Here is an 11,153-nt window from a genome sequence, read left to right on the forward strand (position 1 = left end):
ATCTTATTTTCATACTCAGCTTGTAGGCTTTGGGCTCCATTCTCATATTTTACAATCCTGTAAACTATTTGCGCGAGCTCACAAAACTCGCCATACTGGGTGCAGCCAAAATAACAATAAAGAACAGGGAATTGCCAATGGATACAGCGATTAAGACGCCAATTGAAATGCTGGCGCACTGGGCTAAGACTCAGGGGGATCAAGTCTATTTACGCCAACCTATCAAGGGTCAATTCCTTGATTTTACTTGGGCCGAAGTTCAAGAAAAAGTGCAGCAACTGGCCGGTGCCTTACAGCATCTAGGCCTAGAGCGCGGTGATAAGATTGCCGTACTCTCTAAAAACTGCGCCGAATGGTTTATCACCGACCTTGCGTTAATGCACGGCGGCTATGTCAGCGTGCCGATTTACCCAACGGCCAACACAGATACCATTCGCTATGTGCTGCAACACAGCGGTGCAAAAGCCATTTTCCTCGGCAAGCTCGACCATTGGGCCGACCAAGAAGCCGGTGTCGGCGGCGAGCTGCTACGTCTTGCTATGCCCTACGATACAATGCCAGCCCAATATCAATGGGAACAATTACTTAAACTAGGTTATCCCCTAGTTGATGCCCCGCTACCGACGCCTGAACAAGTGATGACACTTATCTATACCTCTGGCTCAACGGGTCAACCTAAGGGCGCGATTCAAACCTTCGCTAGCTATGGCTGGACCTGCCAAGCGGTAGTGCGTGATTTACGCACCGACGGCAATGACAGACTGTTATCCTATTTGCCTTTAGCGCACATCACAGAGCGCGTCGCGATTGAAGGTTCATCCTTCTATTCCGGCAGCGTGGTCGCCTTCGTCGAGAGTCTCGACTCCTTCGTCGCCGACGTGCAAAGGGCAAAACCGACGGTATTCTTCTCAGTGCCGCGTTTGTGGAGCCTGTTCCAGAAAAACATCATAGACAAAATTGGTGTTAGTAAACTGAATCTATTGCTGAAGATCCCGTTAATCAGCAGCTTAGTGAAGCACAAAATCCATAAAGGCTTAGGTTTGAACCATTGTCGTTTGCTCGGCTCTGGCTCTGCGCCGATCCCGCCGTCGCTGATCCACTGGTATCACAGCATTGGTCTGAATATCTGTGAAGCTTGGGGTATGACAGAAAACTGCGCCTACTCGATTATCAACTACCCTTTCGATGCCCGTAAAATTGGCACAGTAGGTCGCCCGGTTGAGGATTGTCAGATCCGCCAAGGGGAAGATGGTGAACTGCTGCTTAAGAGTCCTGGGTTGATGACGGCTTATTACCAACAGCCCGAAGCCACTGCTGCGGCCTTCGACGCCGATGGTTTCTTCCACACTGGCGATTTATGCTCTATTGATGCCGATGGTTGCGTGACCATTACCGGCCGAGTGAAGGACAACTTCAAAACCGCCAAGGGTAAATATGTCGCGCCAGTGCCTATCGAACGTAAATTGGCGCAGGACCCGCATGTTGAACTGATCTGCGTGATTGGCTCAGGCCTGCCGCATCCGGTCGCATTAGTGCAGTTATCCGAAGGCGCTAATCTGCAGGCCCGCGAAGAAGTCCGCGCTTCACTCAAGGCGACACTCGATAGCGTGAATCCGCACTTAGAGTCACACGAACACGTCGATGCCATTATCGTGGTTAACGACCCTTGGACGATTGAGAACGATGTACTGACGCCGACGCTTAAGATCAAACGCCATGTGCTTGAAAAAGCCTTTAGCGAGCGAGTTGATGGCATTCGTGGCGCCCAAGTTCGCTGGGAAGATGAGTTAACGCAAAAATAGCTCAGCTAAACAGAGAGATGGCCAATATGGTTATCGGCACAAATCAAGCACGCCTCGGCGTGCTTTTTTATGACATATTCTGTCAAATTTCGATAAAACCACGTATCATGTGCGCCAGTCGGCTAAGGGATGATTCCCTTGTACTTTCTCATTCAATATAGGTTTAACAAAGTCCCGTGATGCTCATTACACTCTCGATTATTGGCGGTTTTATTATTTTAACCTTAGGCGCCGAAGCCCTAGTGCGTGGCGCGAGTGCTATCGCCCTACGCTTAGGTATTACGCCACTTATCATAGGCTTAACTATTGTTGCCTTTGGTACTAGCGCACCAGAACTGGCTGTGAGTGTCAAATCTGCCCTCGCCGGAAACAGTGGTATCGCCTTAGGTAACGTTATCGGCTCCAACATTGCCAACATAGGTTTGATCTTAGCGATCACGGCTTTAATCCGCCCTATCCAAGTGCAATCCCAAGTGGTGAAGCGCGATATCCCTTTGATGATCTTGGCGTCTATGCTGTTCTGGGGACTCTTATTAGACGGCGAACTTAGCCTTATTGACGGTGTGGTTTTACTTTCACTACTGGTTGGATATTTAACCTTTAGCTATATCAGCTCGAAAAACAGCAAGAATGAAGAAGAGATTGAAGCGGGCCCGAATAACCCACTGCTTTCTGGCCTGTTCATCCTAGTCGGCATTAGCATGTTAGTTGGCGGCGGTATTCTGTTTGTAAACGGCGCGGTAGATTTAGCGAAAACCTTCGGCGTGAGTGAAGTCATTATCGGCTTAACGATCGTAGCGATTGGTACCAGTATGCCAGAGTTAGTGACCTCAGTAATTGCGGCACTAAAAGGTCAAAGCGATATCGCTATCGGCAACGTTGTGGGTTCTAACTTGTTCAATATTTTGGGCATTTTAGGTGTTACTGCCATAGTGCATCCAGTGTCGTCACTCGGTTTCCAACCCTTCGACTTTATGGTGATGTTAGCCTTAGCCATAGTGATACTGCCTTTTGCATGGACGGGATTACGCATCGGCCGCCGCGAAGGTTCTGTGCTGCTACTGACCTATTTAGGTTATATGGGTTACCTGATTAACCAAGCGAGCGCTCAAGCTTTGGTATAATACTCAGCGGTAATATCCACTTAGAACACCGGAGCCTCTCCGGTGTTTTGCTATCTGAGTTTCGAACTTTTTAAAAAAGACAAGTTTAACACCCTTCAACTAATGACATTTGTCATGCGAAAGCCATGACCTTTGTGTCTGCATTTCTCCAGTCGAATTTCTGATAATGAGTCCGTACCCAAACACGGGGAAACTTACTCAATAAGGAAATACCATGAAAACATTATTAACAGTCTCAAGCTTAGCGCTTATCAGCAGCCACGCGTTTGCAGCATCGCCCTCTAACGCCAACATCACCAGCATAGATGCGGCCTCAAACTCGATGAACCTAGCGCAGCTGCAACAACTGAGTGCCAGCACCCAAGATTACGACAAAGCCTATGCGAACTATCGCTTAGCCATTAGCGCCAATGTCATGGGACAAAAAGCCCTCGCCAGCAGTGCACTGACTAATGCGCAAACCGCATTAGAAGCCTTAGAAACCAGCCAAGCTGACGCGGAATCCCTCGCGCTGTTATCGTCGGTTTATGGCATGCAAATCGCCTTAGACAATAGCAAAGGCGGAACTCTCGGGATGAAATCTGCCAAAGCCATTGCCAACGCCGAACAGTTAGAACCCCAAAATCCACGGGTCGCATTGGTTAAAGCCATCGCCGCCTACAACACACCTGCTATGTTTGGCGGCAGCATGCAAAATGCTAAGACGCTCGCCACCACGGCAATAGAAAGATTCGCCCAACCTTGCGACGACATTTGTTGGGGGGAAGCCGAAGCTTACACGTGGCGCGGGCTCGCTAAACAGGAATTAGGCGATAACCAAGGCGCGAGTGAAGATTGGCAACAGGCTATAAAAGTGCAAGCAGATTACGGTTGGGCAAAATTTTTGCTTCAACAAAATCAGCTATTAAGTGCAAACTAGACCAAGTTGTTAACAGGGACTGATGGCGCTGACCCCAGCGCCAATCCCTAAACAGAATAAATCAACACAGTTTCATAGAGGCATTATGACAAGCACGCATCTTCAGCTCGAACGAAAACTCGCTTGGGTGTATTTGATAAACTTAGTGTTTTATCTTATTCCGCTTGCCATCAATGCGTATCCAGCATGGAAAATCGCCCTTAGCTTTGCCGTGCTGATTCCTTTTATTGCCAGTTATTTTTGGGCCTATAAGTGCAATCAGAATAGCGCCTATCGCCCCATTCTGATGATGGTGGCCATCGCCACAGCAATCACCCCAATCAACCCAGGATCTATCTCGCTATTCACCTTTGCCGCTTTTTTCATTGGTTTTTTTTATCCTCTCAGAACCTGTCTGTTGGCTATTGCCACCTTAATCGGCCTGTTGTTTGCCCTCAATGAGATTTACGACTTTAACAGTTACTACTTTCCGCTTTACGGCTCAGGATTAGTGCTCGGTGTAGGCATGTTTGGCGTAGCCGAACGCAGGCGTCATCAACATAAATTAAAAGAACAGCAAAGCACTCAAGAAATTAGTACCTTAGCGGCTATGGTTGAGCGAGAACGCATTGCCCGCGATCTACACGACATCATGGGCCACAGCTTGTCTTCGATTGCGCTTAAGGCGGAACTGGCCGAAAAACTGCTGGCAAAACAGCAATACCAACTGGCCACAATCCAGCTTAATGAACTCGGCCAAATTGCCCGCGAGAGCCTCAGCCAAATTCGCCACACCGTATCTGACTACAAACATAAGGGGCTCGCGGATAGCGTGACACAACTGTGTAAACTATTGAGGGAAAAAGGGATCAGTGTCGAGCTGACAGGCAATATCCCTAAACTGCCCGCCAGAATGGAGAGCCAGCTGGGATTAATTGTCACTGAACTGGTGAATAATATTTTACGCCATAGCGGCGCAAGTCAATGTATTATCAACTTTATTCAGCAAGCAGATAGGCTAGTCGTTGAGGTCAAAGATAACGGTCCAAGTAAATCTATCGCCGAAGGCAATGGCCTCACGGGGATACGCGAACGTCTCGACAGCTTAGGCGGCAGCTTGAGCTATAATCTCGAACAAGGATATGCATTTACCGTCAGTTTACCTTTGCAGGGAGCAACAGATTAATGAAGATTTTATTGGCGGAAGACCAAGCCATGGTGCGAGGCGCGCTCGCCGCACTCCTCACGCTTGCGGGAGGCTTTAATATCACCCAAGCGAGTGACGGCGATGAAGCCCTAAGTCTACTCAAACAGCAAAGCTTTGATCTCTTGCTAACCGACATCGAAATGCCCGGCCGCACAGGCCTAGAACTGGCAGCTTGGTTAAAGGATCAACATAGTCAAACTAAGGTCGTGGTCATCACCACTTTCGGCCGCGCGGGCTATATCAAACGCGCGATCGAAGCCGGTGTCGGCGGTTTTCTGCTTAAAGATGCGCCCTCAGAAACCTTAGTCAACGCGATTCAACAAGTGATGGCGGGTAAACGGGTTATCGATCCTGAACTTGCCATAATGGCAATTGGTGACGTTGACCCACTCAACGATAAAGAGCGCCGCGCCCTACGCCTCGCCAGTGAAGGCAAATCCACCGCCGACATCGCCGAAACCCTTTTTATCGCCGAAGGCACAGTGCGTAACTACCTCTCCGAAGCCATAGCCAAACTCAATGCCAGCAACCGAATCGATGCAGCACGCATCGCCAAACAAAAGGGCTGGCTGTAATCACGCTCACGGTTAACTACTCTTTCGTTCATATCGACAATTTCTGCGGCCTTAGCCGAAACCTAAGGGCCGCAAACTGACGTTAATTATGCAGGCAAATAAGTCCCTCATTCTGCTTGAGATTGCCTTACGCTTATTCTCTGTTAATATATGTATAAATTCACAGTGATTGAGTGCTAACGACTTGCAGCAATTGGATCTTGTTCCGATCACCGACCTCAAAGGCGTCGCCAAAAAGGTCGCGGAGAAACTCGCAAAGCTCGGCATCACAACAGTACAAGATCTGCTGTTTCACTTACCCCTGCGCTACGAAGACAGAACCCAAATCTATCCGATTGCCGCCCTTATGCCCGGCAGTTACGGCACCATAGAAGCTGAGATCCAATCGACGCAAATCATCCAAGGCCGCAAGCGTATGCTGGTCTGCAATGTGCGCGACGATACGGGTAGCTTGAGCCTGCGCTTCTTTAACTTTTCCGTCGCCCAGCGTAATGCCATGCAAAATGGTTTGATGATCCGCGCCTACGGTGAAGTGCGCCGTGGCGGCCATCAAGCTGAAATAGTGCATCCAGAGTATAAAGTCGTCTATCCCGGTGAAGATGTTCATCTGAGTGATACCCTAACGCCGATTTATCCCACAACTGAGGGCTTAAAACAGGCGAGTTGGCTCAAGCTGACCGAGCAAGCTTTGGTATTACTGGAAGATGGCGGCTTAACTGAGCTACTGCCACCGCAGTTGCAACCGAATAACATCAGCCTTAAACAAGCGCTGCAGACGCTGCATCGACCTCCTGCGGGGATCTCTCAGTTCGATTTAGAGTTAGGCCAACACCCAGCCCAGCAGCGACTCGTACAGGAAGAATTACTCGCCCACAATCTCAGCATGTTACGCCTAAGGCAGCGCAGTAATTTAGACGCTGCCGTCACCATGCAGGCCACGGGGCAGTTGCTCAATCCCTTCCTTGCCGCTTTGCCTTTTAAGCCCACAGGCGCCCAGCAAAGAGTGGTGGCCGATATAGGCAAAGATTTAGAACAACCGCACCCTATGATGCGCTTAGTGCAAGGGGATGTAGGTTCAGGTAAAACCTTAGTCGCGGCGATGGCGGCTCTTCAAGCGATTGAAAACGGCTATCAAGTTGCCATGATGGCGCCAACCGAGCTATTGGCCGAGCAACATGCAACTAACTTTGCCGCTTGGTTTGAGCCACTCGGCCTTAAGGTCGGTTGGCTGGCGGGTAAACTCAAAGGTAAGGTCAGAGCGCAATCCCTTGCGGATATTGAATCCGGCGCCGCCCAGATGGTGATTGGTACCCATGCTATCTTCCAGCAGCATGTGGTCTTTAGCAAACTCGCGTTAATTATCATAGATGAGCAGCACAGATTCGGCGTACACCAACGTTTAGGTCTGCGTGAAAAAGGCGTGAGCCAAGGTTTCCACCCGCATCAATTGATCATGACGGCAACGCCGATCCCGCGCACGCTAGCGATGACAGCCTATGCGGATCTCGACACATCCATTATCGATGAACTGCCGCCGGGACGGACACCCGTGACCACTGTGGCGATTGCCGATTCTCGCCGCAACGAAGTGCTCGAACGGGTACGTAACGCCGTCATCACAGATAAACGTCAGGCCTACTGGGTGTGCACTCTGATTGAAGAATCCGAAGTGCTCGAATGCCAAGCCGCCGAAGACACGGCCGAAGAACTGCGCCTTGCCCTGCCCGAGCTCAATATCGGCCTCGTGCATGGCAGGTTGAAGAGTGCCGAAAAACAGCAAATTATGGCCGATTTTAAGGCGGGCATAATTCATTTACTGGTGGCGACAACCGTGATTGAAGTCGGCGTCGATGTGCCTAATTCCAGCCTGATGATCATTGAAAACCCTGAACGTTTAGGTTTGGCACAACTACACCAACTGCGCGGACGAGTCGGTCGAGGCGCCATCGCAAGCCATTGTGTGTTACTCTACAAGGCGCCATTGAGCCATACTGCCACCCAAAGACTGAGTGTACTCAGACAAAGTAATGACGGTTTCATCATAGCGCAGAAAGATTTAGAAATTCGTGGCCCAGGTGAAGTGCTTGGCACTAAGCAAACGGGACTGGCCGAGCTGAAAATTGCCGATCTGGTGCGCGATCAAGCTTTGATCCCGCACATTCAAAAACTGGCAAATCATGTGATGGCGCAGGCCCCCGAAAAAGTCGATGCGATAATCTTACGTTGGCTCGGGCACAAGCAGCACTATGTGCAGGCTTAGGCAGTAAAGGGTAAAGGCCGAGGAGTGACATCTGCCTCGATACTCAAAATAAATTGTTTATGTTCAGCTAAGCGCTATAGACAAGCGCATGGAAACTTGCAAAATGAACCAGCGGCATCCCAATCGTCCGCTCTTGCACTTTTAATGTTAGCTGCATGTATTCACCACGTTACCTTGACACTCAAGCGAAGGATGTAAAATGCAAGTTAATCAAGATGATAGAATAACACCTCAAGAGACTTCTTCTAGCAGTAATCGCTTTGCGCTTTTTGCGATCGTGCTCGTCGTGCTGCTTTCTGTCGGAGGATATTATTACTACAGCGGTGACTCAGATTCACCTAAACTCATCCCTAACGCGCCAATTGTATTGCCTGAAACACCGCCCTCTGAGCCTATGACGCTCGAAAGTGCGCCAGAACCAGAGACCACAGAGACGACCCCCGTGGCCCCTGAAACGGACAATAACAGCCCAGAAACCCCTGCGGTAACTGAGCCAGAAGTGGTGGTTGAACCTGTACCCGCGCTGGCTGAAAGTGATGCATTTGTGCAACGAAAAGCCCTCGCCATTATCAATAACAATGTGCTGAGTTCTTCACTAGTACAGCAAGATCTCGCACGCCAATTTGTGGTGTTTGTCGACAATTTAGCTCAAGGTGAATTAACCCGCAAAGTGAGCCCACTCAAAGGGCCTGAAAAGCTATTCTCGGTTTCTGAAATCACCAACAAAGTGTATTTAAATCCAGAAGGTTTCCATCGATACGATGCCTATGTTGATTCGATTGCCAAAATGGACGAACAGACGTTAATGGCCACCTATAAGCAAATGACGCCTATGCTAGAGGAAGCCTTTAGCGAACTCGGCTACAGCAATGCCAAATTCAACGACAGAATGCTGCAAGCGATTAAAATACTGCTCGCGGCGCCTATCATTGAAGATCCGATTGAGCTGAGCTCTATTAGCGTTAACTATCAATTTGTTGACCCTAACTTAGAGGCACTACCCAGCGCGCAAAAACTGCTGATCCGTATGGGTCCAGAAAATACCCGCAAGCTAAAAGTGGCCCTACGCAAGCTTGAGAACCAACTGGCGCAGTAAAACCTTGCCGTGGTGAAGACAAAAGGCGCTCGGTGCGCCTTTTTCATTTTGACCGTAAATCGCTAGGATAAAAAAGCCTGTCGAATGAGAATGCTATTGCGATATTTGTTACACAAATTCGATCTAACTGCCGAAAATCGCAGCACTTGATCCCATTGCATTAACCCATACAATGCAAATGGCTTCATAAAAACGCGGGGCATAGTGTAGAATGACCCCGCTGTAGAGGTCATTCCAGCGTCATTCATCAAACGCGTTTACACCTCACTATGGTATGACAATCCATCAATGTTCTAACTTAGTTAGGGATAACTAAGACAGCTTAAATTTAGTGTCGAGGCAAAGTAGTGCAACTAACATTCAGCATTCTCTCTTGGGGCGCTTGGTCTCCCCAATATCAGCACCCGCAAAGTTGGCAAACTTGGTGCAAGAATTCGGCTGAATTAAATCTCGGTACGTCACAGTCTGATAGTACAGCTCCCGCACTCAAACACCTTCCTGCCATGCAGCGCCGCCGTTTTAGTCGCTTAACTAAGATGATGTTAGAGGTGAGTTTTCAGTGCGATATGCCGACGAACTGCCGCTCAATTTTTGCCTCGCGCCATGGTGAGTTGCAGCGCACCATAGGACTGCTCGAAGACATTATCGCCAAACAGCCCTTATCGCCATTAGGATTTAGTCAGTCGGTGCACAACACCGCCAGCGGCATTTTTGGCATAGTGGCGGCCAATACCGCGCCGTCGACCTCAGTTGCCGCAGGTACCGAAACCCTATCACAAGCTATGGTTGAAGCCTTCGCCCAGTTACACCAGTCGCCAGAGCCCTTGCTGTTAGTCTTCGGTGATGATCCTGTGCCACCTGTGTACGATGAGTTTACCCAAGAATTTGAATTGCCTTTGGCCCTCGGCTTACAGCTCGCGCCCTTCGATGCGCCCGCTTCAGTCAAGCTCACAGTGAGCCGCATCTGTGAGTCGACAGCATTAAACCCTTTGACCTATGGCGCTTTTATCCACGCCCTAGCGACAACGCAAAATATTTCAGGCTGCTTATCCCAATGTCATTGGAAGCTAGAGCATGTTTGATACAACCCACAGCCATGACGCTGCCAATAGCCATGAAGATTCAATGCACAATGCCGCTTATACCCCGCCGGAAACTCGCCGCTCAGGACTGAATTATCTACCACGTTGGCTCGGTGGCGTGAGTTGTTATATCGCCTTTGGCTTAGGCGGCTTATTAAGCTCCTTGACCATTCTGCCGCTACTGCGTTTTTGGCCAGGCACGCCTGAGGAACGGATTATTCGAGTCCAAAAGGCCGTGCATCTGATGTTCAAAGGCTTTGTCGCCATGCTCACTTGGGCGGGCGTGATCCACGTTAGCACCCACAGAGCACAACAATTACACGACGCAAAAGGCGTTATCGTTATCGCCAATCATCCCAGCTTAGTGGATGTCGTCGTGTTGATAAGCCTCATGCCCAATGCGGGCTGCATAGTGAAACAAGGTTTATGGCGTAATCCATTTTTGCGTGGTGTGGTGTCCTGCGCGGGTTATATTCCCAATCGCGGCGCCGAACTTATGCTAGAGGATTGCCGTGAAGTGCTCGCTAGGGGCACCAATTTAATTATCTTCCCCGAGGGCACACGCACGGTTGTCGGCGCGACCATTAACGACTTTGCCCGCGGCGCCGCCAATATTGCCTTAAGGACAGAAGCCGATATTTTACCTGTGGTGCTGCGTACCAATGTGCGTGGTTTGACAAAGGAGCAACCTTGGTATGAGATCCCAAGGCAAACCATGGGGATGGCCGTTGAAATCGGCACAACAGTTTCTTACCAGAAGTACCAAGCGGCTTTAGGTGAGCATGCAAAAATGGCCCGGCAGCTGACGCGGGATCTTGAACACTACTATAAACAACAACTCGAAAATAATTATGAACTTAAACAATGAAATAAAGCAGTTAATCATCGACTGCCTCGATCTTGAAGACGTCAGTATTGATGATATTGAAACCGATGCACCGCTCTTTGGCGAAGGTCTAGGCTTAGATTCTATCGACGCCCTCGAACTCGGCTTAGCCATCAAGAAAAAATTTGATGTTAAAATCGAAGCGAACTCGGATGCCACTAAGGCCCATTTCCACAGTGTTGCCAGCTTAGCTAGCTTTATCGAATCCCAGCGGCCATAGGAG

At 49.4% G+C, this 11,153-nt stretch carries 10 protein-coding genes; all 10 read left to right on the plus strand.

Features of this window, described 5'->3' with window-relative positions; all coding sequences use genetic code 11:
- Window positions 1-137: 137 nt before the first annotated feature.
- The 10 genes from Q4Q54_RS09260 (at window position 138) to Q4Q54_RS09305 (ending at window position 11,150) form a co-directional block, all read left to right on the plus strand.
- Entirely contained in the window at window positions 138-1,802 is a 1,665-nt protein-coding gene (locus Q4Q54_RS09260) for an AMP-binding protein (protein ID WP_311988271.1), read from the plus strand.
- A 179-nt stretch (window positions 1,803-1,981) separates the two neighbouring features.
- Window positions 1,982-2,926 carry a calcium/sodium antiporter gene (locus Q4Q54_RS09265; protein ID WP_006079835.1) on the plus strand — a complete coding sequence of 315 codons (945 nt, stop codon included), beginning with the start codon at window positions 1,982-1,984 and terminating at the stop codon, window positions 2,924-2,926.
- A gap of 214 nt (window positions 2,927-3,140) precedes the next feature.
- Complete coding sequence (locus Q4Q54_RS09270) at window positions 3,141-3,845, plus strand: hypothetical protein (protein ID WP_311988272.1); 705 nt, start codon at window positions 3,141-3,143, stop codon at window positions 3,843-3,845.
- An 85-nt stretch (window positions 3,846-3,930) separates the two neighbouring features.
- The gene (locus Q4Q54_RS09275; RefSeq protein ID WP_311988273.1) at window positions 3,931-5,010 is read left to right on the plus strand and encodes a sensor histidine kinase; all 1,080 of its coding nucleotides are present in this window, start codon (window positions 3,931-3,933) and stop codon (window positions 5,008-5,010) included.
- Complete coding sequence (locus tag Q4Q54_RS09280) at window positions 5,010-5,606, plus strand: response regulator transcription factor (protein WP_310803130.1); 597 nt, start codon at window positions 5,010-5,012, stop codon at window positions 5,604-5,606. Before Q4Q54_RS09275 ends, Q4Q54_RS09280 begins: the two co-directional genes overlap by 1 nt.
- Window positions 5,607-5,790: 184 nt before the next feature.
- Complete coding sequence (gene recG / locus Q4Q54_RS09285) at window positions 5,791-7,866, plus strand: ATP-dependent DNA helicase RecG (RefSeq protein WP_259523169.1); 2,076 nt, start codon at window positions 5,791-5,793, stop codon at window positions 7,864-7,866.
- Window positions 7,867-8,065: 199 nt separating this feature from the next.
- A complete protein-coding gene (locus tag Q4Q54_RS09290; RefSeq protein ID WP_311988274.1) occupies window positions 8,066-8,962 on the plus strand; it encodes a DUF3014 domain-containing protein in 897 nt (298 codons plus the stop codon).
- Window positions 8,963-9,309: 347 nt separating this feature from the next.
- Window positions 9,310-10,044 (plus strand): beta-ketoacyl synthase chain length factor, encoded by a 735-nt coding sequence (locus tag Q4Q54_RS09295; RefSeq protein ID WP_311988275.1) that lies wholly within the window; start codon window positions 9,310-9,312, stop codon window positions 10,042-10,044.
- A complete protein-coding gene (locus Q4Q54_RS09300; protein ID WP_311988276.1) occupies window positions 10,037-10,912 on the plus strand; it encodes a lysophospholipid acyltransferase family protein in 876 nt (291 codons plus the stop codon). The genes Q4Q54_RS09295 and Q4Q54_RS09300 overlap by 8 nt, the downstream gene beginning before the upstream one ends.
- The gene (locus Q4Q54_RS09305; RefSeq protein ID WP_006079824.1) at window positions 10,896-11,150 is read left to right on the plus strand and encodes a phosphopantetheine-binding protein; all 255 of its coding nucleotides are present in this window, start codon (window positions 10,896-10,898) and stop codon (window positions 11,148-11,150) included. The genes Q4Q54_RS09300 and Q4Q54_RS09305 overlap by 17 nt, the downstream gene beginning before the upstream one ends.
- The last annotated feature ends 3 nt before the right edge of the window (window positions 11,151-11,153 follow it).

Source organism: Shewanella sp. SP2S2-4 (genome assembly GCF_031932025.1).
Classification (GTDB): Bacteria; Pseudomonadota; Gammaproteobacteria; order Enterobacterales; family Shewanellaceae; genus Shewanella; species Shewanella baltica.

Bases quoted from the DNA above. Each gene is read 5' to 3' on its own strand.
- Q4Q54_RS09260 (WP_311988271.1), top strand. From the start codon at position 138: ATGGATACAGCGATTAAGACGCCAATTGAAATGCTGGCGCACTGGGCT.
- Q4Q54_RS09265 (WP_006079835.1), top strand. From the start codon at position 1,982: ATGCTCATTACACTCTCGATTATTGGCGGTTTTATTATTTTAACCTTA.
- Q4Q54_RS09270 (WP_311988272.1), top strand. From the start codon at position 3,141: ATGAAAACATTATTAACAGTCTCAAGCTTAGCGCTTATCAGCAGCCAC.
- Q4Q54_RS09275 (WP_311988273.1), top strand. From the start codon at position 3,931: ATGACAAGCACGCATCTTCAGCTCGAACGAAAACTCGCTTGGGTGTAT.
- Q4Q54_RS09280 (WP_310803130.1), top strand. From the start codon at position 5,010: ATGAAGATTTTATTGGCGGAAGACCAAGCCATGGTGCGAGGCGCGCTC.
- Q4Q54_RS09290 (WP_311988274.1), top strand. From the start codon at position 8,066: ATGCAAGTTAATCAAGATGATAGAATAACACCTCAAGAGACTTCTTCT.
- Q4Q54_RS09300 (WP_311988276.1), top strand. From the start codon at position 10,037: ATGTTTGATACAACCCACAGCCATGACGCTGCCAATAGCCATGAAGAT.
- Q4Q54_RS09305 (WP_006079824.1), top strand. From the start codon at position 10,896: ATGAACTTAAACAATGAAATAAAGCAGTTAATCATCGACTGCCTCGAT.